Genomic DNA, 26,217 nt, shown 5'->3' with positions numbered 1-26,217 from the left:
AAGACGGTGTCCCTGAGGCGCCGGGTCGCGGTGTCGGTGCTGTTGGTGCTGTTCCTGGTGCTGGTGGCGTTGGTGATCGCGGTGGACCGGACGTTCGAGGGGCAGTCCAACAAGGACGTCGACCTCGTGCTGCGCGACGCCGAGTCGCGCGCGGCCACGATGATGCTGCGCGGGTCGCAGCCGCGGGAGGTCGTGCGGCAGCTGACCAAGCGGAACGTGCACGTCACGGTGGAGTTGCCGAACGGGACCCGGTTCGGGGAGGCGCCTGACGAGGGGTTGTTCCAGCGCAAGAACCAGGTGATTCGCGGGGCGAAGTTCACGTTCTACGCGGACACCGAGGCCATTTCGCAGGCCCAGGGGCGGTTGCGGAAGCTGCTGATCATGCTGGGGATCGGCGCCATCGTGATCACCGGGGTGTTGATGATCTGGGTGGTTCGGCGGGCGTTGGCGCCGTTGGACGCCATGACTTCGTTGGCTCAGGCGATTGCGGCTGGGCATCGGGGTGGGCGGTTGAATCCCTCGCGCACCGATACCGAGTTGGGGCGTACCGCGGCGGCCTTTGACGGGATGTTGGACTCGTTGGAGGGGTCGGAGCAGCGGACTCGCCGTTTTGTGGCGGATGCCGCGCACGAGTTGCGGACGCCGATCACTGGGGTGCAGGCGGTGGCCGAGGCTTTGGTGCAGGCTCCTGTTGACTCGCCTGATCGGGATCAGATGTCGTTCCTGCTGGTGCGGGAGGCTCGGCGGGCTGGGCGGTTGGTGGACGACCTGTTGGCGCTCGCTCAGTTGGACGCCGGGTATGAGATGCAGCGGGAGTCGGTGGACTTGCTCGGGCTGGCTGAGGCTGAGGTGGCCCGGACTCGGTTCGTGGCGCCGGACTTCGACATCGCTGCCGATGGGGTTTCGGTGACCGTTCTTGGCGACGGGCAACGGCTTGCGCAGGTGCTGGCGAATCTTGTGGACAACGCTCGGCAGGCGACTGGGCCGGGTGGTCGTGTGCGGATTCGGGTGGATCTGACCGGGTTCACCGTGTCTGACGACGGGCCTGGGGTGCCTGAGTCCGAGCGGGAGCGGATCTTTGATCGGTTGGTTCGGCTGGATGATGCTCGGGATCGGCGGTCTGGGGGGTCTGGGTTGGGGCTCGCCATTGCTCGGGGGGTCGTTCGGGCTCACGGTGGGGAACTGACTTGTGAGCCTTCTGAGGGTGGAGCGGTTTTTCGGGTTGTGTTGCCTGAGGCGCCGGTTTCGTAGGGTTCCCCGGTTGCGTAGTGGGTCAGGTTGCGTTGGCGGGTTCCTGTTGCGTGCTTCCACCTGGGTGGACTCCGTCCCCCAGACCCCAAGGGCCCGGCAAAGTCCCGTCAGGCCATCCGCCTGGCTGCCGATGGCGTCTGCAAGTACCACCACCCCAACATCAACAAGCACTTTGCTACCACCAACTGGTCTTGCCGATCCCGGCTCAGCCATGTTCGGTAGTCGCCGAACATGTTGGGTGTAGTTAGCGGCGATTTGATCAAGGGTTGGTGGTGAGCCTTTTCCAACTTGTTCGTGCTGGTCCGCGATGTTCCGTCACCAGCAGATGACGAGATGGTAGTAGAAAACCGCCGACGCAAGCGTTTGCTGATCACGCCAGCTACTACCAACTTCCCTCACCAACACCATGAGAGCGCAACCAGCCCGACACTCACGTTCCGACAGCAGGACCAGCTGAAACAGGATGGAAAAGGCTCAGTACTTGCAGGCGCCCCGCCAGCAGAAACGACTTTGCCGGGGCCCTGCCCCAGACCCCCCGACAACCGATCAAAGACCGGCCAGCGCCGCACGCGGGTTGATGGCACGCCCGTTGCTTTTGGCGGCTGCGCGTTGCGTAGTTTGGTTGCGTTGGTGGGCTTGCGTAGTGCGGGGGTTTTTCGGCCCGGCTTCGCCTTCGCCGTTGGCTATGCGACTTGTTGAGGGGTTGCCGAGAAGGTATTGCAGGCTGTTGTCGAGTTTGCCTTGAAGCCTGCTGTTGCCCATTGCGCTTGGTTGGTGGCTGAGCCGTGCGCGTTGTTTTCTGGCTCTTCCTCGATGGCGTACTGGAAGTCGTCCTGCGCTTGGCGGGCCAGGCTGGTGGGGACCGAGCCTCTGCCTGCTGCGCTGGCCAGGAACATGCCCGCGAAGCAGTTTGCCTGGAGTTCGATTCGGCGCGACATTTCCAGGCCCGCTGGGGTCTTTTCGCCTGCGTCGGTGATTTTCAGGTCGGCGGCGCGCAGCAGGCCGGTCAGGGCTTGTACGTGGTGGCCGTACTCGTGGGAGAGGGTGGCCAGGTGGGTTGCTGGGGCGTCGCCGCCGCCGTTGTCGCGCAGGCGGGCGGTGGGCATGTAGATGGTTCTGTTGCGGCCGCAGTAGTAGGCGACGGCGTGGTCGCTTTCCGGGGCGGCGCCGCACGGGCCGTCTTTCAGTTCTGGGGAGGCGTCCAGCGACGGCTTTTCGAAGGGCAGGTTCGTTGCCGTGAGGAGGGGGCCCCAGGCTGCGTCCAGGCAGTCGACGCCTGCCGCGTAGTAGGCGGCCAGTTGTTGGTCGGAGACGCCGAAGGGCGGTAGGGCGCAGGTGTTCTGGGCCAGGGAGGCCGGCTTTACCAGGAACGGGTGGTCTGCCAGGCGGTAGACGGCTCGGGGGCGGATCGGGGTGGTCGGCTCCGTTGACGGGGGCGTGGCCGGGCGGGAGCCTGCCAAGGGGTGGCCGGTCACCAGTCTGGGGCGGCTCAGTTGACCGATTCCGAGGACGAACGCGACCACCAGCACGAACACTCCCGCTAGCAGCACCGGGTTGTTCTTGGCTGGTTGGGTCACGTTCGCCCCTTTCTAGGAGACGGTGCCGGCGTCGGCTGCCCAGGTGTTGCAGGCCGATGCCTGGTTCGTCTTGTAGCCCTGGTTCACCCAGTTCGCGTTGTTCTGCGGTGAGCCGTGGTCCTTGGTCGGGTAGATGTCGTAGTCGCCTCGGTTGCCTGCGTCGGACAGGGCGACCCTGATGACGTCGATGGGGATCGCTCCGTGCGACAACGGGGCTAGTGACATCCCGCCGAAGCAGGTTGCCTGTAGCTCCATCCGGCGGTTCAGGTCGAGGCCCTTCGGAGTATCCCACCCTCCCGCGTCGTACTGCGCGCGGTCCGAGGCTTTCAGCATTCCGGTGAGCCACTGGATGTGGTGGCCGTACTCGTGGGCCAGCTGGCCCAGGTACTTGCCGGGGTGGTTCGGGTTGTTCGGGTTGCGTTCGGCGGCGTAGGCGTTCGCCGTCCAGTAGATGCCGCCCTGGCAGTAGCGCGCGGTCTGGTCCGGGCGGACGGTGCCGCACGGGTATTGGGCGGTTTCGGTGATGACGTGCAGCTCAACGGGCTGGTACGGGAGGTTCGCGGCCTGCAGGGCGGGCTTCCACATGCTCTCGATGCACGGGAGTGCCGCTCGCAGGAAGGCGTCCTGGCCTGCCGGGGAGTAGTCCATGGCGGGGAGCGGGCAGGCCGCGATCGTGTTCGCGCCGAAGTTCGCCTTCAGGAACGGGTGGTCCGCCAGCGCGTAGACGGCCTTCCCGCCTGCCTGGGTCTGGCCGGTGGAGGGGGACTTGGACGACGGCGGGCGCGACGGCGGGCCGGCTGTTGTCGTCGTGGTCGGCTCGTCCGTGGTGGTGGGCGCGGTGAACGTGGGGCTTTGGGGCGTGTAGTTCGAGTAGCCCGTGTCGTTCACCTTGTTGTTCAAGGTGGCCGCGAAGACGCCGACCGCGCCCAGACCGAGGACCACGACGCCGCCCAGGACCAGCGCCAGGATGGGGCCGTTGCTCTTCTTGCGCGGCTGCATCGGCGGGTACGGGCCGTAACCGGGCTGGTAGCCGCCGCCGGGTGGGGCGCCCCACGTCGGTTGCGGTGGCGGCATGACCGGGCCCGGAGGTGGCGGGCCGTACTGCTGGTACTGGCCGGGCGGTGGGCCGTAGGTCGGCGGTGGGCCCTGGGGCATGCCGTGGGGAGGGGGCGGTGAGCCTGGTGCCGGACGCTGCCCGAGCGGTGCGGGCATGGGCGGCGGGCCTACCGGGCGTGGTGGCGGCCAATTGCCCGGCGGCGGTGGTTGCGTCATCGCCTGAGGTCCCCCCATTGGTGAGCCTGGGTCGGGTACGAGCATATGCGGAGCGAGATCACGTGTCCCCCGACCGGGCTAATGCGTCCCGTCCGCGTTCTTGAGACGCGCGGGCATGGGGATCGGTTCACGAGACGTCGCCGGCGCTTGCCGCCCAGGTGTTGCAGGCCTTGATGTCGTTCTGCTTGTGGCCGTGCATCACCCAGCGCTCGTTGTTCGGCGCGCTGCCGTGGTCCGGCCTGCGGTCGTAGTCGCCGCGCTGGCCCGCGTCCGACAGACCGGTGTTCACGACATCCATCGGCACGACGTTCTTGTGCGAGAACGGCGCCAGCGTCATGCCGCCGATGCAGGTGGCCTGCAGCTCCAGCCTGCGGTTGAGCTCGAGACCCTTGGGCGTGTCGAAGCCGCCGACGTCGTACTGGGCCTGGTCCGCGGCGCGCATCAGGCCGGTCAGCCACTGGACGTGGTGGCCGTACTCGTGGCTGAGCTGGCCGAGGTACACGCCGGGGTGACGGACCGTCGAGCCGCCCTCGTTCGAGTAGAAGTTACCGGGCCAGTAGATGACTCCCCGGCAGAACATCGCGGTCGAGTTGGCCTGGCGCGAACCGCACGGCGTCTGCGTGGTGCCGGTGAACACCTGCAGTTCGACCGGCTGGTACGGCAGGTTCGCCGCCTTCAACGCCGGCTGCCACGCCTTCTCGATGCACGGCAGCGCGGCCGAGAGGAACCGCTCCTCGCCCGCCGGGTTGTACTCCATCTTCGGCAACGGGCACGCGCCGAAGTCGTTCGCGCCGACGCCGGTGCTGAAGATCGGGTGGTCGGCGAGCTTGTAGACGGCCTTCGGGCCCACCGGGGTCGGCTGCGTGCTCGACGTCCGGGTCGACGACGTGCGCGTGGACGTCGTCGTGGTGGTCGTTGTCGTCGTAGTTGTGTAGGTGCCGGTCGGGCTGTACGTCGTGTAGTTCGAGTAGCCCGTGTCCTTCACCTTGTTGTTGAACGTCGCCGCGAACACACCGACGGCACCTAACCCGATGATCACCACGCCACCCAGCACTAGCGCCAGAATCGGGCCGTTGCTGCTCTTCCGGCGCGGCGGCAGCACCGGGTACGGCGCGAAACCGGGCTGTGGCTGGTAACCCCAAGTCGGTTGGGGCGGCGGCATCACCGGACGCGGCGGCGGCAGCGGTGCGTAGCGGGGTGGCGGCAGCGGCGGGCGCATCTGCGGCGGGGGCACCATCGGCGGACGCTGGCCGGGTGGAGGTCCCTGAACTGGGCGGGGAGGCATCGGCGGCCCGTACGGAGGTGGTGCGGGCACGGGCGGTGGGCCGACCGGGCGTGGCGGTGGCCAGCCCGGATGCGGTGGTTGCGTCATCGCCGAAGATCCCCCAGATGGCGTCTGTACGAAAGTCCGCCGGAGCATATGAGGACTCCGCTATTGTCCGCAGCCGTGTTGAAGAACTGGGGAGTGGCGATCTTCGCCGCGGCCGCGCTGACGTCCACGACGGCTGCTGGCGCGCTCGCGCAGCCGCTTCCCGGCACTGTCAGCACCGAGGTCCGGATGAAGCTGGAGCGCGACGCCAAGCTCACCGTCACCGAGACCGTGACCGTGCCGGACGGCAAGACGGTCAAGCGGACCGTCCCCTTGCGACTCGCCGTCGGCAACGATCTCGAGCGCCAGTACCAGGTCACCGACGCCAAGGTCGACGGCAGCGGCAGCGTCGAAGCGGTCGGTGAGAAGTTCTCCGTCGTGTTCAAGGGCGGCAGGACCACGCTGACCTACACCGTCGTCGGCGCGGTCGCCCCCGTCGGTGACGCGCTGGAGGTCCGCTGGCAGGTCGCCGGTGGCTGGGACACCGAGCTCGACAAGGTCGCCGTCTCGTTCTCCGCCCCCGACTCACCCACATCGGTGAACTGTCTCGCGGGCCCCGTCGGTTCGTCGCAGCCGTGCACCAGCGCGGACCTCGCGGACGGCAAAGGCGTGCGGGCGCAGGAGATCAAGCTCGCCGCGGGCGAACGCGTCGACCTCGCGATCGGACTGTCCGCCGGTGTCGTGCCGCCGAACGCGGTCGTGGTCGAGGAGTCCGGCCTGGCGGCCGCGTTCGCGCTGACGCCGGTGAGCGGCATCGCGCTCGGCGGGCTGCTGGTGTTGCTGCTGGGCGGTGTCGCGCTGCTCTGGTACCTGCGCGGCCGGGACGCCGCGGCGCTCGCGAGCGAGGTCGGCGCGGTCTCCGTGCTGGTGCGCGACCAGAGCGGCCGGGTCGCGTTCGCGTCGCCCGACGGCGTGCTGCCCGGCCAGGTCGGCACCGTCGTCGACGAGCACGTGGACGTCGTCGACGTGACGGCCACGGTGATCGACCTCGCGGTCCGCAACTACGTCTGGATCGCCGAGACCGAGGGCCACGACTGGCAGATCGTGCGCCGCAACCCGGCCGATGCCTCGTTGTCCGGCTACGAGAAGGCCGTCTACACGGCACTGCTGCCCGACGGCGTGGACGCGGTGACCGTGTCCGAGCTGCGTGGCCGGGGGATCGATCTCGCGCGGGTCCGCGACGAGCTGTACGCCGACGTCGTGGAGAAGCGCTGGTTCGTGCGCCGCCCGGACGCCGAGCGCAGCCTGTTCTGGTGGGTGGGCATCGTGATCGCGGTGCTGGGCGTGGTCGCCACGGTCGTGCTGGCGCTGACGATCGGCAACGCGCTGTTCGGGCTCGCCGTCGCGGTCGGTGGTGTCGCGCTCACGTTCGGCGCGCGGTCGATGCCCGCCCGCACCAAGCGCGGCAGCGAGTTGCTGGAGCACGTGCGCGGTCTGCGCGGGTATCTCCACGGCGTGACGCCGGACGACGTCCCCGAGGGCGACCGCGAGCTCGTGTTCTCCCGTTCGCTGCCGTACGCCGTGGTGCTCGGCGAGACCGAGCGCTGGCTCGCGACGTTCGGTCAGCAGGACCTCTACTGGTACGGGAACGCGACCGATTTCCGGCGCAGCTTCCCCGCGTTCCTGGGGGCGCTCGACGGCGTGCTCGCCCAGGCGGGCCACCTGCGATCGCTCCGGACGCCGAACCCGTAGGCTGGCGCACATGGCCTCACCCGAACTGCACAGGTTCACGTTGCCCAACGGCCTGCGGGTGGTGCTCGCCCCCGACGCCAGCGCACCGGTCGTCGGCGTCAGCGTGCACTACGACGTCGGCTTCCGCTCCGAGCCCGAGGGGCGCACCGGTTTCGCGCACCTCTTCGAACATCTGATGTTCCAGGGCAGCGAGAGCCTCGAGAAGCTGGCTCACTTCCGCCATGTGCAGTCGTCGGGCGGCACGTTCAACGGGTCCACGCACCCGGACTACACGGACTACTACCAGGTGCTGCCCTCGGCGGCGCTGGAGCGGGCGCTGTTCCTCGAGGCGGACCGCATGCGCGCCCCGAAGATCACCGAGGAGAACCTCCGCAACCAGATCGACGTGGTGAAGGAGGAGATCCGGCTCAACGTGCTGAACCGCCCGTACGGCGGGTTCCCCTGGATCCTGCTGCCGCCGGTGCTGTTCAAGACGTTCGCCAACGCGCACAACGGCTACGGCGACTTCGTCGACCTGGAGAGCGCCACGGTCGACGACTGCGCGGAGTTCTTCGACACCTACTACTCGCCGTCCAACGCGGTGCTGACGGTCGCGGGCGACCTCGACGTCGAGACCGCGAAGACGTTGGTGGAGAAGCACTTCGGCGACGTGCCCGCGCGGCCGAAGCCCGAGCGCCCGTCGTTCGCGGAGCCCGCCCCGCAGGGCGAGGTGCGGCAGGAGCACGGCGACGCGCTGGCCCCGCTGCCCGCGATCGCGATCGGCTACCGCGTGCCGGACCCGGTCACCGACATCGACGGCTACCTCGCGTACCTGGTGCTCGCCGGCGTGCTGGCGGACGGCGACGGGTCGCGCCTGCAGCAGCGTCTGGTGCACCGCGAGGGCATCGTGATCGACCTGAACGCCGGCTGCGGCCTGTTCGGGCCGCTGGAGGCCCGCGACCCCGACACGTTCAGCATCACCGCGATCCACGCCGCCGAGGTCCCGGCCGAGCAGGTCGTCGCGGCGATCGACGAGGAACTGCAGAAGCTCGCGCAGGAGCCGCCGTCGACCGAGGAGCTCGCGAAGGTCACCGCCCGCTGGGCGTCGACCATGCACAAGGAGCACGACCGGCTCACGAACCGCACGCTGGGCCTCGGCTCCGCGGAGCTGCTGTTCGGCCGCGCCGAGCTGATCTACGAACTGCCCGAGCGGATCGCGTCGGTGACCGTGGACGAGGTGTCCGCCGCGGCCAAGGCGCTGCGTCCCGACGCCCGCGCCCTTCTTCTCGTCAAGCCCACCGGAGGAGCCCAGTGACCGCGTCTGTTTCGGCGGCCAAGACCCACCGTTCCGCCGAGGAGATCGGGCGTACCGCTACCGGCCCGCGCCCGTTGCCGGAGCTGGGCGAGCAGAAGGCGGCCGCCGATCTGTCCACTGTGGACACGGTGCTGCCGAACGGCCTGCGCGTCATCGCCGTGCGCCGCGCCACCGTGCCGATGGTCGAGCTGCGGCTGCGCGTGCCGTTCGCCGACCCGGCCGCGTCGAGCGTCGGTTCGGCGCACGCGGCGCAGGCGGAGATCCTCGCGAACACCGTGCTGACCGGCACCGCGTCGCGGTCCCGCGTGGAGATCGACACCGAGCTGGCGCTGGTCGGCGGCGAGCTCGACTCCGTGGTCGACCCGGAGCGCCTGAGCTTCACCGGCAACGCCCTGGCCAGCGGCCTCGGCACCGTGCTGGACGTGCTGCGCGACGTGCTGACGTCCGCGTCGTACCCGGCCGACGAGGTGGAGCGCGAGCGGGCTCGCCTGGTCGAGCGCATCACGATCGCCCGGTCGCAGCCGAGCGTCATCGCGCGTGAGGCGTTGCAGAAGGTCCTGTACGGCGACCACCCGTACGCCAAGGAGATGCCGGACGCCGACGAGGTCGCCGAGGTCTCCCGCGAAGACGTGGTCGCGTTGCACCGCAAGGCGTTGCTGCCGCGCGGCTCGGTCTTCGTGGTCGTCGGCGACGTCGACCCGGCCGAGGCCGTCGCGCAGATCGGCGAGGCGCTGGCCGAGTGGCAGGGCGAGGGCGAGGCCGTCCAGCTGCCGCCGCTGCCGCCCGTGACCGGTGGCGACGTGCTGCTGGTGCACCGCGCCGGTGCCGTGCAGTCGCAGATCCGCCTTGCCGCACAGGCGATTCCGCGCACCGACGAGCGCTACCCGGCGCTGCAGCTCGCGAACCTGGTCTACGGCGGGTTCTTCTCGTCGCGACTGGTCGAGAACATCCGCGAGGACAAGGGCTACACCTACAGCGCGCGCTCGCACCCCGAGTTCACCGTGCACGGTGCCACGCTGCTGGTCGACGCGGACACGGCTTCGGACGTGACGGCGGCGGCGCTGCTGGAGACCCGCTACGAGCTGGCGCGCCTCGGCATGGTCCCGCCGTCGGAGTCCGAAGTGGACGTCGCCCGCAGCTATGCGATCGGCACGCTGCTCACCACCACGTCCTCGCAGTCCGGTCTCGCGTCGTTCGTCGTGAACCTCGTCGCGCTCGGCCTGGGCATCGACTGGCTGGTGGCGCACCCGCAGCGGCTGCAGGCGGTCACGCCCGAGCAGGTCGCCGCGGCGGCGCTGGAGTTCTTCGCGCCGGGCAACTTCACCGGCGTGCTGGTCGGTGACGCCGAGCAGCTGAAGGCGAAGCTGTCCGCGTTGGGCGGGGTTGCGTTCCAGTGACCTTCGACCTGGTCGGCCTTCCCGCGCTGTCGCGGTCCGCGATCGACCGGTGCGAGCCGTTGCGCGGCGACGAGGAGAAGCTCGCCGCGCTCTGGCCCAAGGCACGGATGATCGTGGTCGACACGCGGGGCCGCACGTTGGTCGCTGATCGCGGCACGCGGCTCGCTGACCGGCCCGCGACCGAGTTCGGCGACCAGCCACCGGTGAACGCCGTCCTGCTGGGTGAGCAGGACGGCGTGGCGTACTTCGCCGTGCTGATGCCCGCCGAGGCAGGCGAACAGGTGCCGGCCAGCCGCGCGTGGGGTCCGCCGGAGCTCACGGACGAGCCGCAGTGGCTCGACCTGCGGCAGGCCGGTGCGACGCTCGACGACATGTCGGCGGGGCTCTTCACGACCGCGGCGGCGTTGTTCCAGTGGCACCGGCTCGGGAAGTACTGCGCCAAGTGCGGTGCGCGGACCGTGCTGGAGAAGTCCGGCTGGATCAGCGTCTGCTCGGGCTGCGAGCGCGAGGAGTACCCGCGCACCGACGCGGCGGTGATCTGCCTGGTGCACGACGGCGCGGATCAGGTGCTGGTGGCCCGCGGTCCGGAGTGGCCGGAGGGCCGGTTCTCCGTGCTGGCCGGCTTCGTCGAGGCCGGCGAGTCGCTGGAGGCCTGCGTCGCGCGGGAGATCCTGGAAGAGGTCGGGATCTCCGTGCGGGACATCCGCTACCTCGGGTCCCAGCCGTGGCCGTTCCCCCGGTCGTTGATGATCGGGTTCGAGGCCGTTGCCGATCCGGCGGAACCGCTGCGGCTCGCCGAGGGTGAGATCGCCGAGGCCAAGTGGGTTTCCCGGGCCGACGTGCGCCGGGCGATCGAGGTGCCCGGCAGCGTTGACGGACTCGGGCTCGCCGGTGGCGCGTCGATCGCGTTCCGGATGCTGCAGAGCTGGAGCCAGTCCGCGTAGCTGTGCCAGCGGATCTCGGGGAGCTCCGCGTGCAGCGCCTCGAGATCCAGGTCCAGCCCGACGTCGGTGAAGTAGCGGAACATCGCCGCCAGGTCGGGCGAGTAGACCTCGGCCTGGGCGCGGGAGACCTCGACGAACTCGGTGTGCCGGAGAGCGGCCATCTCCGGGCCGGTGAGCTGGTCTCCCGCGATGTCCAGGCGGCGGTTGCGGAACCGTTCGGGCTGCTCGAACGCCAGCACGGCCACCGCGGCGATGTCTTCCGGTGCGATCAGGTGCAGTTTCAGGGTCGGCGGGATCGGCAGGGCCACCGGACCGTGGTGGCTCATGAAGGCCGCCGGGCCCAGCACGGTCCACTGTGGATGGTGGGCGGCCAGGTGCCGTTCGATCTCCGCCTTGGTGTCGAAATGCGGGATGCCGGTGGCGCGGTCGGCGTTGGTGGCGGACGTGAAGACGACGTGCGGGACGTGCCGTGCCGCGTCGATCGCCGCTTTGCCCTGAGCCACTTCGCCGGGGCCGCTCAGCGGGGTCATCAGGAACAGGCCGTCGACGCCCGCGAACGCCGTGCTGAGCGAGGCCGGGTCGTCGAAGTCGCCGTGGACGTCGTCGGGGTGCCGCGGGTTGCGGGTGACGCGGCGGACGTCGTGGCCGCGTTCGGACAGGAGCCGGGCGACGGCGCCGCCCTGGGTGCCGGTCGCGCCGGTGACTGCGATTTTCACGGTGTGTCGATCCTCGAGATGTAGCCGTCGGGACGGATGGTGGCGCTCTTGCCGTCGAGCGCGATGGTGGTGCCCTTGCCGTCTGCGAGATCCAGGCCCGGGACGAACGTGCCGGCCAGCGGGTGGTCGCAGTCCGTGTCGTAGCGGATGTCGGTGCCCTGGACCATGGCGGAGACGCGGCGCTTGACCTCTGGGAGGTCCAGCAGGTCGCTGAACAGCGCGTAGAGCTCCCGGGCCTGCGGATCGGGGCGGGTCAGGGCGACCTGGGCCATGGTGTTGCGCAGGACCCGTTCGGCCACCGGGTGGCGTTCGGCGGTGTAGGTGTCGATCAGGGCCGAGTCGCCGGTGGCCAGCTTCCAGCCGAGGTTCAGGGCGTCCTGGAGGCCCAGGTTGAGGCCCTGGCCGCCGAACGGTGAGTGCACGTGAGCGGCGTCGCCCGCCAGCAGGACGTTGCCGCGACGGTAGGTGGTGGCCTGGCGGGTGTTGTCGGTCCAGACGGTGGCGGTGTGCACGGCGGTGATGCGGACGTCGCGGCCGCTCACCCGGCGGAGGCTGGCTTCGAGGACTTCCCCGGTGACCTCACGCGTCGCGGGCGGGCCGTCGTACTCGATCATCATGATGCGGCCCTTGAGGGGACCGGAGGCGTAGACGCCGGTGGGGGTGTGGTTCCAGCCCCGGTCCAGGTCACCTTCGAGGTCGACGATCGCCTGGTAGCCGGTGAGGCTGGGACCGGTGCCGGGGAAGTCGATGCCGGCGAGCTTGCGGACGGTGCTGCGCCCGCCGTCGCAGCCGACGATCCACTCCGAGTCCAGGTCGAGGGTGGTCACGTCGACACCGCGGTGGATGGTCACGCCCAGTTCCCGGGCGCGCGACTCCAGGAGGCGTTCCAGGGCCTGCTGGCTCAGCATGACGAGGTCCTGACCGTCCAGTTTGAACAGTCCGGCGAAGTGGCCCGTGCTGCGGCGGTACCAGGAGAGGCGGGAGGTTTCGGCCTCGCTGGCGGCGGTGACGGCCGGCCCCAGGCCGCGCATGGCGAGCATGTCGTAGGTGCGGCCGCTGATCATGTGAGCCTTGATGGTGTCGGCCTGGGTGGTGAGGCGTTCGAGCACGGTGGTGCGGACGCCGTGGAGGGCGAGTTCGCAGGCGAGCAGCAGACCGACCGGGCCCGCGCCGACGACGGTGGCTTCAGAGGACGTTTTCATGCTCAACATTTGAGCGTGAAAACATCGCGCGGTCAAATCTGTTTTAGGATGGGATGGTGACGGAGCCGATCTACTCGTGGCTGTACGTGCAGCAGGGCGTGGACGCCGTGAAGGCCGCTATGGGGCAGCGGATGGAGGCGGAGGCCGGGTGCTCGCTGCTGGAGCACGTGGCGCTCTACCAGCTGCACCACAACGGTGGGCGGCTGCAGATGTCGGAGCTCGTCGAGCTGCTGGACGTGAGTCCGTCCGGGGTCACGCGGCTGATCGAACGACTGGTCAAGCGGGGGTGGGTGGTTCGCGAGCAACCGGCCGACAACCGGCGGCTCGTCTACGCGGTGCTGACGGACGAGGGCGAAGAGGCGTGCGTCGGGACCACCGCGCGGGTGTACCGGGCGTCGCTGGCCGAGGAGTTCACCGAGCTGTTGAACGACCGCGACCTCGCCGACCTGCGGCGGATCGGGCGCAAGTTGATGGAGGGGCACGGCCGGTGGGACGTGAAGCGGTTCGCGCCCTCGGAGCCGTCAGAGCAGTGACGGCAGGACGTGCTCCTCGGTGACCATCAGGCCCGTGGTGGCCATGGTCTCGGCCAGATCGGGGTCCCAGCTCGCGGTCTCCGGGCGGGCGTTGAGGGTCGGGAGTTCCACGCCGCGCGCGATCAGCGTGGCCACGGCCTCGCGGTAGTCGGCCGCTGACATGCGCCACGCCGTGCCGCCGGTCCAGGCGAGGACGTCGTTGGTGGTGCGAATGCCGTCGGGCGTGAAGTCGTTGTGGCAACGGACGGTCTTGCCGTCGAGGTGGTGCTTGGCCTGGGGCGTGAGTCCGTTCGGGAGCACCATCAACGGACCGGGCACGCCGGACTCGAGCAGGCGCGGGCTGCGGACGACGGTGATCTCCGCGGCTTCGAGGGTGTCGTTCAGCGTCAGGTAGCCCTGGGACGTCAGCACCGGGTTGCGGTAGGCGTCGGGCAACACGCCACTGCGCTCCCAGTCGGTGCCGGCCAGCGCCAGCGCCCTGCCGACGATCCGGGCGAGCGGTCGGCCGTCGTCGAGATCGTTGCCCGCCAACGCGAAGCGGGTCGTCCAGCGGCGGGGTTCGGGATTCAGGCGAGCCAGGATCTGCGCGGCCTGGTTCGCGATCATCGGCAGCGCGGGCTGCGGGATCTTGCCGTACCGGCGGACGTGCTCGATCCACTCGGCGGCCCAGGGGGCCTGCAACAGACCATGCTCGCGCAACGCGAATTTCACCACGGCGTCCGCGGTCGGTGCTTCTTCCGAAGAGGACATGCCGACCGGCCTGCCGTGCACGGATTCCAGCACCTCGGGCAACGTGCTGCCGTGCGCACGGAGGTGTTCGTCCAGGCGCGCCAACGAGATCTGGCGGCGAGCCGGGTGTGCCACCGGCTTGCGCAGCAGTTCGCCGAGAGCGGCCGCGGTGCCCGCGTCCTCGACGCGGAAGCTGAACGCCGACCGGCCGCCGCCCTCCAGCGTCTCGCGCGCGAGGCGCCAGAACTCGGCCAGTTCGGGGCGGTCGTACTCGATCACGTCCCCAACTTAGGCCTTGACAGTTCGCGGCGGTGAGCGGACCGTACCTAACCATGAGCGTTCTGCCTAATCGTGATAGGCAAGCCGAACGGCGTGAGGCAACCCGTCGGGAGATCGTCGACGCCGCGTGGGAGATCGCGCGCCGCGACGGGCTGGCCGCGGTCACGTTGCGCGAGGTCGCGGCCATGATCGGGATGCGCTCACCGTCGCTGTACTCGCACTTCGACTCGAAGAACGCGATCTACGACGCGATGTTCGGCCAGGCCTGGACCGTCTTCCTGGCCGAAGCCGAAGCGAGCTTCGACCACCTGCCGGAAGCGCCGCGCGAGGCGCTGCTGTCGATCGCGAGCCACTTCTTCGACTTCTCGATCGCCGACCTCGCCCGCTACCAGCTGATGAACCAGCGCTCCATCCCCGGCTTCGTGCCGTCCGAGGCCGCCTACGCCCCGTCGGTCGAGGTCATGAGCCTGCTGCAGCGCACCTTCCACCGCCTCGGCATCACCGACAGCGCCGACCTCGACCTCTTCCTCGCGCTGGGAGGCGGGCTGCTGGACCGGCAGTTCGCCAACGACCCCGGCGGCGACCGCTGGGTCCGTCAGCTGCCCCGCGTGATCGACATGTTCGCCGACGAACTCGACCTTCCCGGACCTCCCCTGAGGAGTAGAAGATGACCACCGCACTCGATTCGAGACCGCGCGCGTCCGCGCTCGACCGCGACACCGCCATGCGTCTGGCGAAGACCGAGTACGAGCGCTTCCTCGCCCTGCTCGAAGGTCTCGCGCCCGAGGACTGGGCCACACCCACCGGCTGCCCGGGGTGGGACGTGCGGGCGATGGCCGCGCACCTGCTCGGCATGGCCGAGATGTCCGCGTCGATGCGGGAGAGCATGCGCCAGGTCAAGCTCGCCCAGTCCCGTGACGGCGTGTTCATCGACGAGCTGACCGCCCTGCAGGTCGGCGAACGGGCCACGATGACGCCCGCCCAGATCGTCGCCCGCTACGCCGAGGTGAGCCCGCGAGCGGCCAAGGCACGGCGGCGCACCCCGTGGTTCGTGCGCGGCCGGAAGATGCCGGGCACGCAGTCGGTCAACGGCCGGGACGAGGCGTGGACGCTCGGGTTCCTGTCCGACGTGATCATGACCCGCGACCCGTGGATGCACCGCGTCGACATCTCGCGCGCCACCGGCGCTCCGCTGGTGCTCACCGCCGACCACGACGGCGTGCTCGTCGACGACGTGGTCCGCGAGTGGGCCGCGCGGCACGGCCGGCCGTTCACGTTGCGCCTGACCGGACCCGCCGGTGGGACCTGGGGCGAGGGCGGTCCGGAACTGGAGTTCGACGCGGTCGAGTTCTGCCGCGCGCTCTCCGGTCGCGGGACCGCCCCGCTGGACACCGAAGTTCCGTTCTAGGGATCGACCCGGTCGAGCACCGCGCCGTCCCACGTCGTCTGCGTGCACGCGACACCACGGCCGTTCTTCGGTCGCAGCACGTCGAAGATGTGCATGCGCGGGATCTTGTCGGACACGCCCCAGCCGCTCGGCCAGGTGATCACCCAGTCCATGTCGAGGTCGACCAGCAGGCCCAGCATGCGCGCGATGGTCGGGTCGTCGAGCCGTTCGAAGGCCTCGTCGAGCAGGACCAGGCGCAGCGGGTCGAACTCGTCGCTCACCGCGTCGTAGAAGCTCGCGGCGGCGGCGAACAGCGTCACGTAGGAGATCAGGCGGGTCTCACCGGACGAGAGCTGGCGCAGTCGCCGTTCGCGCGGGTTGCCGTCCGGGCCGGTGTCGGCGACGGTGACCGTGAACTGGTGCCACGTCCGGTAGTCGAGGGCGCGCGACAGGATCTCGGCGTAGCCGCCGGAGTGCGTGTCGCGCTCGTTCTCGATCCGTTCGGTGAAGACGCGGCGCAGCGTGGCGTCCTGCTCGGCCGTGCGTTCGCCGAACGGCAGGCGCACCAGCGCAAGCGCTTGCCTGGTCTGGTCGTCGAGGGCGCTGGACGACTTCCAGGCCAGCTTGACGTGCACGCCCTGGCTGGACCGGGCCTGGCCGAGCACCTCGTTCATGCGCTTGGTGAGGTCCTCGGCGACGGTGATCTGGCCGCGCAGCCACTCGGCGAGGTCGCGGATCAGGTAGTCGGCGAAGATGCCCTGGTACTGCTCGTCGAGGAACCCGCGCTGCTCGGCCAGCTTCGTGGTGACCTGGCGGGCGGCGACGGCGACGGGTTTCGCGCCCTCCTCGCCGGTCACCGTCACGGTCAGCAGGCCCGCGTGCTGCTCGGCGGCGATGTCGTGGCTGCCGGCGAGCGAGGTCTGCAACGCCTGCAGCTTGGCGATCACGGTGGCCTCGGTGCCGCCGCGGCGGTCCGGGGTGTCGGCGATGGCCTGGCGGACGGCGGCTTCGAGGGCGGCGCCGGTGGGCGGTGCGTCGCCGCCGGGCTGGTCGCTCACGCCGAGGTCCGGGCACGCGGCCGCGACCAGCCCCGGCGCGCGGACCGTCGCCGAGAAGTTGGCCCTGGCCCGTTCCATGGCTTCTGCGGCGTCGGCGACCTGCGTGGAGTTGGTCTCCAGCAACGCTTCCAGCTTCGCCGCCTGCTCGCGCGCGGTCGTGATGCTCTCGCGCACGCCCTTGAGGTCCTCGCGCATCCTCTTGCGCGACTTCTCCAGCTGCGTGAGCTGTTCGCTGATCTCCTTGGCCTCGCCGCCGACCGCGTCGGTCAGTTCCGCGAGCGTGCCGGCCTGGGCGGCGTAGTCGACGCACCGGCTGTCGGCGTCGGCTTCCGCGCTCTGCCGGTCCGCGACGGCCTCGTGGTAGCGGTGCGAGGCGTCGGTGAGGTCGGAAATCGTGCCCTGGCACCGCCTTCGCACCGCGTCACCGAGCAGGTCGGCCGTCCGCTGGGCTTCTGACGCCGCGGCCTGTGCCTGGCGCAGAGCCTCGGTGTCACTCGGCAGACCGGCATCGCCTGCCTGCCGAGTGAGTTCGCCGCGCGCCGCTTCGAGCCGGGAATTGGCGTTGTCCAAGGCGTCCCGCAGCTCGAACATGCGCTGCTGGGATCGTGCCGCGGACTCCTCGGCGGCCTGGACGCGGCTGTGCTTGGCGATCAGTTCACCGTCGCCGGGGAACGCCGCGACGTGCGCTTCCCAGGTGGCGACGTGCTCGTGGGCGCGGGCCAGTTCGTCCTCGGCGGCACCGAGCTGGGCGCGCAGGTCGGCGAGTTCCTCTTCGAGCGCGGCGATGCGGCGGCCACGGGCGGCTTCGCGTGCGCCCGCACCGATGAACTCGGCCTCGGGCTTGGTCCAGCGGCCGGTCAGCACACCCGCGCGCCAGTCGCCGGTGGTGGTCATGTCGTCCAGCGACACCGCGCGCAGCAGGTCGGCGACGATCGACTCGAGCACCGGCGAACCCTCGACGGCCGGCACGAGCACATCGGCCAACGAGCGCCCGCTCACCGCCTCACGCGCCACCGCGAACACATCGCTTCCAGGTTGATGAGGGGAGCTTTCATAAACCTGAGGTTTATGAAAGCTCCCCTCATCAACCGCTACCCAGGCGTCCAGGAGGCCGCTGGCTTGTAGGGCGGCTTCCAGGCCGGCGCGTTCGGAATCGGACAAAGTGGGCGCGAAGTCCACCAGGCGGTAGAAGGGCGCGCCGGCAGTCGTGTCGCGCGAGGGTGACGTGTACTGGCCTGGGGCCGGCACCCGTTCGTTGCCCGAACGCAGGCCGACCAGCTCCTCGTCGAGCGTGTCGAGTCGTGCGCGCAGGTCCGCGCGCTGCTGCGTGAACGCGTGCGCGGCGTCGCGAGCGGCCTGCACCAGCGGGCCGACCCACTCGCGGGCCGTCGTGCTCAACGCCTTGGCAGCGGCCGGATCGGTGGTCTGGGGCAACCTCAGGGCGTCCGCGGGGCGTTCGTCGAGCAGCGGGCCGCTCGACGTCCACACCTCGACCTGCTCCAGCCAGGTCTGCACGACCTCGGCCAGCTCCTGCAGCTCCTGGTTGCGCAGGGAGGTCGACTCGGTCGCGCTGAGCTGGGCGTCGCGAGCCTTCTGCCGCAACGACTCCACCTCGCGCTGCTGCGCGTCCAGGGCCAGCGCCTGTTCGTGCAGCGCCATCGCGAGCGCACCTCGTTGGCGCGCAAGGGAAGCGATGCCCGAGGTCTGGTCGACGACCGACGACAGCGCGGTCAGCACGTCCTCGGTCGCGGCGGCGGGCGGCACGCGGCGTTCGATCGGCAGCGGCCCTGCCTCGGGATCCGGCTTGGCGCGGACGGAATCCGTGGTCACGGTGGCCTCGGCGGCGGGGACCTGCGGGACGTCCGGCGCCAGATCGGAGTCCATGCCGGCCAGGCGCAGGTTCTCGCGCAGCGGGTCGCTCAACGCGTCGGCGGCCTGGAGGTCTTCGGCGAGCCTGCGCAGGAGCCGCAGCACGTTGTCGACCGACGCGTCTTCCTGGGCGCGCTGGCGATGGGCCGTTTCGAGGGCGGCAACGGCGGAAGAACGCTTCTCCGCCACCAGGTTCTCGCGCGTCTTGAGGTCCTGCAGGTCGCGGAACGCCGGCAGTTCCTTGAGCGCCGCGATGGTCTCCTCGGCCTGCTGCTCGCCGGTCTCCATGTCGACAAGTGCCTGCTCGGACGCCGCGCGCTCCATCCGCGTGACGTCCAGCTCCTGCGTGAGCTTCGCCTGCTCGCGCTGCAGCTTCGTCACCGACTTCTCGGCGGCGTCCAGCCGTTCGGACGCGCTGCGCAGCCCGCCGAACGCGTAGTCGCGGTAGGTCTTGAGGAACGTGCTGAGCGCACTGTCCGCAGAGGACAGTCGCACGATGTTCTCGCGAATGGACTCCAGGTCGTCGAACGACGTCGCGAGCTGCTCGACCATCGTCTGGTCCAGCGGCGGCAGGGCGTCGCTGAGGATCTGCTCCAGCTGGCCTTCCAACACCTTCAGGCCGACGTCCGGGTTGCGCAGCGTCCGCTGGAGGTGCAGCAGGTCGCCATACCGCGCCGCGGGCACGCCGTAGACGGCATCGGCGATCTTCGCGCGGAACGCCGGCTCCTCGAACATGCAGTCCGCGCCGATGAGATCACGCAGCTGCGCCGGGCCGTGCGGCACGCGTTCCGGGCCCGCGAGCTGCAGTTCCGTGCCGACGCGCATGGGCGTGACGAACCGCCACGAGTCCGTGATCGCCTGCGAGGTCTTCGACGCCTTCACGCCCAGGCCGCAGGTCAGGTACTCGTTGCCCGAGTGGTCGGCGGCTTCGCGGATCAGCTCGACCCACGCGTAACCGATGCGGTTCGGGCCGCCGTCGTAGTCGTCCAGCATCAGGCGCCGGATGCTGACCGTGTCGAAGCCCTTCGAGCCGAGCTGGCGCAGGTCGCCGTCCAGGCACAGCGGCAGCAGCAGCTCCAGCGTGCGGGACTTGCCGGAACCGTTGGTGCCCTGGAAGATCGCGCGGCCACCGGAGAAGTCGAACGTCTGCTCGGTGTACTGCCAGATGTTGACCACGCCGCCGCGGTGCAGCCGCCACCTGCTCATGAAACGTTCTCCTCGTCGAACAGGGACCAACTCGGTACTTCGGGCACCACAACGGGTTCCGGTTGTTCTCGCTCGGGATCGCCGTCGGGCGACGGCAGCCAGCGGTGCGCGGCCGCGCTGATGGACCACGCGCCGTCTTCGGCCGGGACAGCCAAACCCATGCGGCGAAGGAGTTCCGTCACCTCGGCGACCAGCCGGTCGAGGTCGTCGGTGAACTGCTTCGACCACGCGGCAGGGTAGTCCTCGACCAGCCCGGCGCAGACCTCGCGGATCCGTTCGGTCGCCACGACGTGCCGTGCGGGTGGGTCTTCGTCCTCGCTGTCGAGCAGGTCGGGCAGCGCGAGCAACGTGATGCGCGCGACCGTCGAGACGCCGGGGAACGACAGGTCGGTCAGGAAGTCCTCGGGGTCGGCGGCCAGCACGCCCTCGACGCGGCACTCGGTGTAGAGGCCGAACGCCTGCTCCAGCAACGCGGTTTCCTTGCGCTGGTTGCGGCGCAGCCACTCCGCCTGCTCGTCCGGCAGGTCCGCGTACAGCACCAGCGGCGTCTCGACGAGCTTGCGCCGCACGGCGTGCTCGATGCCGCGCGGGCCGGGGCGGGCGGCCAGTTCGATGAGGTGGGCCGGGTCCTGGGCCTCGCCGACCGGGCCCGTGACGAGCTGGCCCAGCAGGTCGGTGTCGATCGTGATCAGGGCTTCCTGGGGGAGCAGGTCCTGGGCGACCGAACCCTCGGTTTCTTGAAGTACGCCAAGGGAAACGAGGTGCCGCAGAGCTGCGGTGAGCGCACGCCGTTCGGTGACGTCGTCCGGTGCGTCGATGCCTGCTTCCACCGCGGCGGAACGGATGTCGGCGACCAGCCTGGAGAGCAGCGTTTGGCGGCCGATGCCGGTGAGGACCGCGAGGGTGAGGGCGAGATAGGCGTAGCCGCGCGGGGACATGCTGAGCACGCCGCGCGTGTCGTCGTTGCCGGGGCCGGACTTGTAGAGGCGCGCGAACCGGCGTTCCACGACCAGGCGGTAGCCGAGCAGGCCCGCGAACAGGTCCTGGAGCGTTGCCCGGTGCCGGTAGACGAGGCTGAGCAGCTCGCCGTCCGGTCCGTCCTGGCGGAGCAGGGGCCTGCGCAGCAACGTCCGGGCGCACCGCACCACGTTGGCGGCGTCGATGTCGGAGAGGTTGTCCAAGTGGTTCATTGCTTCAGGGCCACCGTCGCGTCGTGCAGGGTGAGCGTCCCGGCGGCCGACTTGATCTGCGTCGTCGTGCCGTGGGCGATCTCGAGTTTGAGGCCGCGCACGGGGTCGCTGGCCGATCCGCTGTCATTCGGCGAGTCGCGCTGGGCCATCGCGAGCGTGAGCAGTTCGCAGAAGACCTCCAACGCGCCGTGCGTCAGCGTCGTGTTCTCCAGGTTTCCGGCGGCCTTGGTCAGTTCCGCGACGTGCCGGGCGCGGATCTCGTCCGCCTCACGGGCTTCCGCCAGCAACGACTGCTCGGTCATCGGGTCGTCGAGGATCCGTGACGGCCGACCGCGCCCGCCGCGGTCGCCTCGGGATCGGACGCTGACCGTCACGTCGCAGACCGGGCCGTCGCGCCACGGCGTGCGCTCGTTGTCGGAGTCGTGTTCCGGCGCGGGGGAGAGGTGGCGGGCGCTGTAGAGACCGAACGCCGACGCGTAGATCTCGTGCGCTTCTTCTCTGGTCGAGTTGTCGAACCAGCTCGCGAGCTTCAGCAACTCGGCGCGTCGTCCGGGGAGCAGGCCGCCGCCGGAGGTCGCTCTCTTGACGCTCGCCAGGAGGCTGCCGATCGCGCGGGCCGTTGCTTCTCGCAGCGCCGTGACCTGGCTCGGGCGGCCGGGGCGGTCGACGAACCAGTCCGTGAGCTCCTGCCAGTCCTCGGGCGTGCGGCCGCGGGCGCGTTCGACGTTGAGGCCGAGGTCGGTGCCGAGGAGCCGCAGGAGTTCGGTGCGGGCTCTGGTGAGTGCGGCGAGGGCTTCCGCGATCGGGGGCGTGAACTTCAGGACGTCCTCGACGACCCGCTGGATGTACTCGACCAGCAGGTTCCGGAAGCCCGCGATCTCCTCGGGCGCCAGGTGGTTCCGCGTGACGACCTGGCCGAGGTAGGCGTAGAAGTCGCGGACGGTCGCCGCGAGCTCGGCGTGCTGCAGGAACAGCGTGGTGACGCGCTCGGCCAGGAGTTCCTTGGTCTTGTCGCCTTCGTTGAGCAGTGCGACGGAGAGGCTGCCGCCCAGCTCGTTGAGGCCGCGTTCGATGGCGGGGAGCAGTTCGCGGGAGACCTCGCGGGCGCCTTCGGGGACCCTGAGCAGCTCGTCGACGTCTCGCTGGACGCGGACGGCGAGCTTGGACACCTGGTACCGGACGCTGCCGTGCTGGAACTCGGCGATGCTCGCCGCGACGACCTCTCGGCGGCCCTGGACGAGGTTGCCCCACTCGACCAGCTGCTTGAGGCGGTTGATGACGTTCTCGATGCGGCTCTCGCCCTGGTCGACCTTGCCTTCGCGCTCCTGACCCGCGAGCGCCCCGGCGACCTCGCCCGCGGACAGGTCGGCGAGCAGCGTGGAGGTGAACAGCCGCATGATCGCCAGGTACGTGCGCTGGTGATCGCGCGCGTCCAGATAGGCGTACAGCTTCAGCCGCTTGTGCTCCACGACCGGCCACCCTAATGCGCGCGCTGGTGTGATGCGGCGCTACCGTGCCTTCGACGAGCTGGGGAGGATGCCGTGGGCGCGGGTCGCGCGTTGGGGTTGTTGCTGGGCGTGGCGGCGGACGCGGTGTTCGGTGATCCACGCCGATTTCACCCGGTAGCGGCATTCGGAAGCTCGGCCGCGGCCCTCGAGAAGCGCGTTTACGCCGATTCGCAGGCTGCCGGTGTGGCTTACACGGCCGTGCTGGTCGGTGGCACCGTGGCCGCTGGTGTGGCCGTTGAACGTCTCGCGCGCCGGCACTGGCTGGCACAGACGGTCACCACGGCGCTGGCGACCTGGGCGGTGCTCGGCGGCCGTTCGCTCGCTACCGAGGGCACCGCGATGGGCCGAGAGCTCGACTCCGGTGACGTCGAGGCCGCTCGGGCCCGGCTGCCGCACCTGTGCGGCCGTGACGCCTCCCGGCTGGACACGTTCGGCCTGGCCCGCGCGACCGTCGAGTCCGTGGCCGAGAACACGTCGGACGCGGTCGTGGCGCCGTTGGTGTGGGGTGCGGTTTTCGGCGTGCCCGGTTTGTTGGGATATCGCGCCGCCAACACGTTGGACGCGATGGTCGGGCACAAGTCTGCGCGTTACCGGCGCTTCGGCTGGGCTTCGGCGCGGTTGGACGATCTTCTGAACCTGCTGCCGTCGCGACTGGCGGCGTTGCTGACCGTGGGTGGCGCGCCGGTCGTGGGCGGGTCCGCCAGCCAGGCGCTGGAGACGTGGCGCCGTGATGCCTCCGCGCACCCGTCACCCAACGCCGGCCAGGTGGAAGCGGCGTTCGCGGGCGCGCTGGAGATCCGTCTGGGCGGCCGCACGGTGTACTCGCACGGCGTCGAGGAGCGGCCGGTGCTCGGTCACGGCCGCAACCCGGACTCAGGTCACGTGACGCGTGCGGTGGAGCTGTCCCGCGTCGTCGGCTTCGGGGCCGGCCTCATCAGCGCTTTCGTCGCTCTCTTCCGCAAGTAGCTCGGCGATCGACTTCTTGCGCTTGGTGCCCTCGTACAGCACGCCACCCGGCCGTGCCTCGCGGATCGTGAAGTACAGCCAGCCGCCGACCGCCATGACGCCGAACGCGATCCACTGCAGCGCGTAGGAGAAGAACGGCCCGGACTCGATCCGGGGCAGCGGCAACGTGTCGAGCGCCCCCGGCTGCTTCTCGATCAGCTGGTAGTAGCCGGGCTCGATGTTCGGGCCGACGGCGTTGTTGTTGATCGAGTAGATCTGCCTGCGGCCGTCCTGCTCGAAGGCGGGCTGCACGTTGGACTCGTTCGGCCTGGCCAGCCCGATGAGGGTGACTTCGTCCGTCGGCGGTGCGTCGAAGTTCGGCGGCTTGATGCCGTTGACGGGCCGCACGTAACCGCGGTCGATGAGCACCGTCTGGCCGTTGGTGGTCTGGAACGGCGTGATGACCTCGAAGGCGGCCTCGCCCTGGACGGTGCGCAGTCTGGCGAGCGCTTCGAGTTCGGGCAGGTAGCGACCCTTGATCTCGACCTTCTGCCACTCGTCGTGCTGGGCGCCGAAGGGGACCGGGTCGCTCTTGAGCGACTTGGTGATGGCGGAGTTCTGCGCCTGGCGTTCGTCGTTGCGGCCGAACTGCCACGGGGACAGGAAGTAGATGCAGGCACCCGCGAACACCCAGACGGCCAGGGTCAGCGCCAGCCAGCCCGGCTTGAGGAGGAACTTGAACCGCACCTCTTCACGGTAGATGCGTGAGCTGGACCTCGTGGAACTGGGTCACGAACCCCGCACCCTCGGGGCTCGCGGCCATGATCCCGACCTTGACCTCCTGCTCGGGCGGGAAGAACGCCTGACGCAGCACGTTCGTGGCCCCCTCGCCATCGACCCCGTACCGCACCCACACCGCGTCGCCCTTGCGTTCCGCGCTGATCGTGAACCGCTCGAACTCCCTGACCTCCGCCAGGTTCCAGTCCGAGAAACCCCTGGTCACGACCGTGCTGGCGCGCCGCTTCCCGTCGAACAGCTCGACCCCGGCCTTGATCCAGGTCTCGTCGTCGATCAGCAGCCCGACGCCCGCGTGGTCGTACTGGGCCGCGTAGGCGCCGCTGAAGGTCGCGGTGATGGTGAAGTCGCCGGTCAGGGTCACGCCGTAGAGGTGACCGCTGTCGCGGACGATGCCGTTGCCGGTGAGGCGCCAGAAGTCGCTGTTCGGGTCGGCGTGCACGGTCAGGGGATCGGTCGACCACTTCCGCGGCTCGTTCAGCCACGTCCACCCGGTGAGGTCCATGAACGTCATCCTCGCAAAGCAGCGGTCATCGCGGCCAAGGCTTCCGACCGATATCCACCGCCGAACATCACGGTGTGCGCCAGCAGCGGGAACAGTTGATGCAACGGCACGCGTGCCTGCCAGCCGTCGGCCAGTGGCGCTATCTCCTGGTAGGCACCGAGTACGTGGTCGAGGAACGGGCAGCCGAAGAGCTGGAGCATCGCGAGGTCGCTCTCCCGGTGTCCACCGTGGGCCGCGGGGTCGATCAGCCACACCTGGCCGTCGGCTCCCCACAGCACGTTGCCGCTCCACAGGTCGCCGTGCAGCCGCGCGGGAGGTTCCGCGGGGCCGGCCAGCTCGGCGATCCGGGCGCAGACCTCGGTCACGTCGATGTCGACGCGACGTGCGTACGGCTCGATTCGCTGTGATGCGAACCACCCGGGCCACGACGGCGCGGGCTCGTTGACCATCGGGGCCGTGCCGATGGTCGCCACGCGTGGGCCGCCAGGCGGTGGGGCACCGAACGCGGAAGCGCCGGCGAGGTGCAGGGCGGCCAGGCGACGGCCGAAGGTCACGGCTGCCTGAAGATTCGGCGTGCCGTGCGGGATCTCGTCGATCACCAACCGGCCCTCGGTCGCCTCGTGCACGAACGGGATCGGCGGGCCGCCGTCGACGCGCAGCCAGCGCAGGCCGGCCGCCTCGGCCGCGGTCGCCTCCGGTGACTGGTGTTTCGTCCTCAGAGCTGCTCGCGGACCCACGCGATCAACCCCGGCATCGCCGCCTCCGTCATCACGAGCACCTCGTCGAACCCCGCATCGTCGCCGTAGTAAGGATCCGGCACGTCCACGCCGTCGGCGTCCGGATCGAACGAACGGAGCAGCCGGACGCGGTCGGGATCGGCCATCCGGCGCAACGCGCGGGCATGTCCGGAGTCCAGCGCCACCAGCAGATCCGCGTCCAGATGAAGCGAGGACACCTGCGCCGCCACGTGGTCGGTGGGATATCCGTTGGCAGCCAACGTCTTCAGCGCGCGCGGGTCCGCGGGGTCGCCGACATGCCATCCACCGGTTCCGGCACTGGACACGGTGACGAAAGACGACAATCCTTCCCGGGACAGCCACTCTCGGAAAACGAGCGCTGCCACGGGGGACCGGCAGATGTTGCCGGTGCAGACGAAACTGACGTGGACCTGCATGTCGCGCAGCCTATGGGGTGCCGCCGCACGGTAACGCTCAACCGCTGTCACAAGATGTACGGACAAACGACATGGAGGCCGCCCATGCAGACAGGTACCGACGTGCCCCCGCAACGGGAGATCATCGGGTGTACCGACGCCCTCGGGCGCCGTCGTGCGTTCGAGGTGTACCTCAACGAGAAGGGTCGCGTCTGCTTCCGCACCCCGCCCGGTGAGTCGGCGCAGCTCGACGCCTTCCAGCTGGACGAGCTGATCAGCCACCTCACCGAGCTCCGCCGCTACATGCAATGACGCGGGGCTCTGCGCTGGTCGCCTAGAATCCGGG

The 26,217-nt window shown here is 69.9% G+C and carries 22 protein-coding genes and 1 pseudogene; 10 read left to right on the top strand and 13 right to left on the bottom strand.

The annotated features are described in order from the left end of the window. The first annotated feature begins 6 nt into the window (after positions 1 to 6). On the top strand, positions 7 to 1,251 hold the full coding sequence (locus G7043_RS45520; protein ID WP_313888415.1) for a sensor histidine kinase: 1,245 nt from the start codon (positions 7 to 9) through the stop codon (positions 1,249 to 1,251). Between the two features lie 683 nt (positions 1,252 to 1,934). On the opposite strand, the gene G7043_RS45515 is transcribed toward G7043_RS45520, so the two are convergent. The 3 genes from G7043_RS45515 to G7043_RS45505 form a co-directional block, all read right to left on the bottom strand. Continuing rightward, positions 1,935 to 2,828, bottom strand: a complete 894-nt coding sequence (locus G7043_RS45515; protein ID WP_166055633.1) for a neutral zinc metallopeptidase — start codon at positions 2,826 to 2,828, stop codon at positions 1,935 to 1,937. A gap of 12 nt (positions 2,829 to 2,840) precedes the next feature. Then, the gene (locus tag G7043_RS45510) at positions 2,841 to 4,040 is read right to left on the bottom strand and encodes a neutral zinc metallopeptidase (protein WP_278186060.1); all 1,200 of its coding nucleotides are present in this window, start codon (positions 4,038 to 4,040) and stop codon (positions 2,841 to 2,843) included. Positions 4,041 to 4,227: 187 nt separating this feature from the next. Beyond that, on the bottom strand, positions 4,228 to 5,337 hold the full coding sequence (locus G7043_RS45505) for a neutral zinc metallopeptidase (protein ID WP_242643406.1): 1,110 nt from the start codon (positions 5,335 to 5,337) through the stop codon (positions 4,228 to 4,230). A gap of 210 nt (positions 5,338 to 5,547) precedes the next feature. Here G7043_RS45505 and G7043_RS45500 point away from each other — a divergent pair, with 210 nt between their 5' ends. The 4 genes from G7043_RS45500 to nudC are packed head-to-tail and all read left to right on the top strand — an operon-like array spanning position 5,548 to position 10,796. Further along, entirely contained in the window at positions 5,548 to 7,161 is a 1,614-nt protein-coding gene (locus G7043_RS45500; RefSeq protein ID WP_166055630.1) for a DUF2207 domain-containing protein, read from the top strand. 10 nt (positions 7,162 to 7,171) lie between these two features. Beyond that, positions 7,172 to 8,455, top strand: coding sequence for a M16 family metallopeptidase (locus G7043_RS45495; protein ID WP_166055628.1), 1,284 nt, complete (start codon positions 7,172 to 7,174; stop codon positions 8,453 to 8,455). Next, the gene (locus G7043_RS45490) at positions 8,452 to 9,852 is read left to right on the top strand and encodes a M16 family metallopeptidase (protein ID WP_166055626.1); all 1,401 of its coding nucleotides are present in this window, start codon (positions 8,452 to 8,454) and stop codon (positions 9,850 to 9,852) included. The genes G7043_RS45495 and G7043_RS45490 overlap by 4 nt, the downstream gene beginning before the upstream one ends. Beyond that, complete coding sequence (gene nudC / locus G7043_RS45485; RefSeq protein WP_166055624.1) at positions 9,849 to 10,796, top strand: NAD(+) diphosphatase; 948 nt, start codon at positions 9,849 to 9,851, stop codon at positions 10,794 to 10,796. The genes G7043_RS45490 and nudC overlap by 4 nt, the downstream gene beginning before the upstream one ends. Before the next feature lie 209 nt (positions 10,797 to 11,005). Here nudC and G7043_RS49100 read toward each other — a convergent pair. Further along, positions 11,006 to 11,512 (bottom strand): annotated as a pseudogene (locus G7043_RS49100) (NmrA family NAD(P)-binding protein); the annotation flags it as partial. Beyond that, on the bottom strand, positions 11,509 to 12,714 hold the full coding sequence (locus tag G7043_RS45475) for an FAD-dependent monooxygenase (RefSeq protein WP_166055622.1): 1,206 nt from the start codon (positions 12,712 to 12,714) through the stop codon (positions 11,509 to 11,511). The gene G7043_RS45475 and the pseudogene G7043_RS49100, both read right to left, overlap by 4 nt. Before the next feature lie 56 nt (positions 12,715 to 12,770). Between G7043_RS45475 and G7043_RS45470 the strand changes: the two genes are divergently transcribed. After that, positions 12,771 to 13,247 carry a MarR family winged helix-turn-helix transcriptional regulator gene (locus tag G7043_RS45470; RefSeq protein ID WP_166055620.1) on the top strand — a complete coding sequence of 159 codons (477 nt, stop codon included), beginning with the start codon at positions 12,771 to 12,773 and terminating at the stop codon, positions 13,245 to 13,247. Here G7043_RS45470 and G7043_RS45465 read toward each other — a convergent pair. After that, the gene (locus tag G7043_RS45465; protein WP_166055618.1) at positions 13,236 to 14,255 is read right to left on the bottom strand and encodes a DUF2399 domain-containing protein; all 1,020 of its coding nucleotides are present in this window, start codon (positions 14,253 to 14,255) and stop codon (positions 13,236 to 13,238) included. The two genes, G7043_RS45470 and G7043_RS45465, sit on opposite strands and share 12 nt — an antisense overlap. Before the next feature lie 53 nt (positions 14,256 to 14,308). On the opposite strand from G7043_RS45465, the gene G7043_RS45460 reads away from it, so the two are divergent. Then, entirely contained in the window at positions 14,309 to 14,926 is a 618-nt protein-coding gene (locus G7043_RS45460; protein WP_166055616.1) for a TetR/AcrR family transcriptional regulator, read from the top strand. Beyond that, positions 14,923 to 15,663 (top strand): maleylpyruvate isomerase family mycothiol-dependent enzyme, encoded by a 741-nt coding sequence (locus G7043_RS45455; RefSeq protein ID WP_207312599.1) that lies wholly within the window; start codon positions 14,923 to 14,925, stop codon positions 15,661 to 15,663. The genes G7043_RS45460 and G7043_RS45455 overlap by 4 nt, the downstream gene beginning before the upstream one ends. Here G7043_RS45455 and G7043_RS45450 read toward each other — a convergent pair. From G7043_RS45450 to G7043_RS45440, 3 genes are read right to left on the bottom strand one after another with little or no spacing between them, the layout of a single operon-like run. Further along, on the bottom strand, positions 15,660 to 19,775 hold the full coding sequence (locus tag G7043_RS45450) for a TIGR02680 family protein (protein WP_166055614.1): 4,116 nt from the start codon (positions 19,773 to 19,775) through the stop codon (positions 15,660 to 15,662). The genes G7043_RS45455 and G7043_RS45450 overlap by 4 nt on opposite strands. Next, the gene (locus G7043_RS45445; RefSeq protein ID WP_166055612.1) at positions 19,772 to 20,965 is read right to left on the bottom strand and encodes a TIGR02678 family protein; all 1,194 of its coding nucleotides are present in this window, start codon (positions 20,963 to 20,965) and stop codon (positions 19,772 to 19,774) included. The genes G7043_RS45450 and G7043_RS45445 overlap by 4 nt, the downstream gene beginning before the upstream one ends. Next, positions 20,962 to 22,434, bottom strand: a complete 1,473-nt coding sequence (locus G7043_RS45440; protein WP_166055610.1) for a DUF2397 domain-containing protein — start codon at positions 22,432 to 22,434, stop codon at positions 20,962 to 20,964. Before G7043_RS45440 ends, G7043_RS45445 begins: the two co-directional genes overlap by 4 nt. A gap of 72 nt (positions 22,435 to 22,506) precedes the next feature. Between G7043_RS45440 and G7043_RS45435 the strand changes: the two genes are divergently transcribed. Continuing rightward, positions 22,507 to 23,439: a cobalamin biosynthesis protein gene (locus G7043_RS45435; RefSeq protein ID WP_166055608.1), complete on the top strand. Its 933-nt coding sequence runs from the start codon at positions 22,507 to 22,509 to the stop codon at positions 23,437 to 23,439. Here G7043_RS45435 and G7043_RS45430 read toward each other — a convergent pair. Genes G7043_RS45430 through G7043_RS49095 form a run of 4 tightly spaced genes read right to left on the bottom strand, consistent with a single transcriptional unit; the run spans position 23,347 to position 25,892 of the window. Next, positions 23,347 to 24,165: an SURF1 family cytochrome oxidase biogenesis protein gene (locus tag G7043_RS45430; RefSeq protein WP_166055606.1), complete on the bottom strand. Its 819-nt coding sequence runs from the start codon at positions 24,163 to 24,165 to the stop codon at positions 23,347 to 23,349. The genes G7043_RS45435 and G7043_RS45430 overlap by 93 nt on opposite strands. A 4-nt stretch (positions 24,166 to 24,169) precedes the next feature. Beyond that, complete coding sequence (locus G7043_RS45425) at positions 24,170 to 24,718, bottom strand: DUF1349 domain-containing protein (RefSeq protein ID WP_242643405.1); 549 nt, start codon at positions 24,716 to 24,718, stop codon at positions 24,170 to 24,172. A gap of 5 nt (positions 24,719 to 24,723) precedes the next feature. After that, a complete protein-coding gene (locus G7043_RS45420) occupies positions 24,724 to 25,455 on the bottom strand; it encodes a fructosamine kinase family protein (protein ID WP_313888414.1) in 732 nt (243 codons plus the stop codon). After that, positions 25,434 to 25,892, bottom strand: coding sequence for a low molecular weight protein-tyrosine-phosphatase (locus G7043_RS49095; RefSeq protein ID WP_242643404.1), 459 nt, complete (start codon positions 25,890 to 25,892; stop codon positions 25,434 to 25,436). Before G7043_RS49095 ends, G7043_RS45420 begins: the two co-directional genes overlap by 22 nt. Positions 25,893 to 25,976: 84 nt before the next feature. Here G7043_RS49095 and G7043_RS45415 point away from each other — a divergent pair, with 84 nt between their 5' ends. After that, positions 25,977 to 26,183 (top strand): hypothetical protein, encoded by a 207-nt coding sequence (locus G7043_RS45415; protein ID WP_030472678.1) that lies wholly within the window; start codon positions 25,977 to 25,979, stop codon positions 26,181 to 26,183. Positions 26,184 to 26,217 lie beyond the last annotated feature (34 nt).

It is taken from the genome of Lentzea alba, assembly GCF_011067745.1.
Taxonomy (GTDB): domain Bacteria; phylum Actinomycetota; class Actinomycetes; order Mycobacteriales; family Pseudonocardiaceae; genus Lentzea; species Lentzea alba.
The sequence above is the reverse complement of the archived record's forward strand: the minus strand, read 5'-3'. Positions and strand labels throughout refer to the sequence as shown.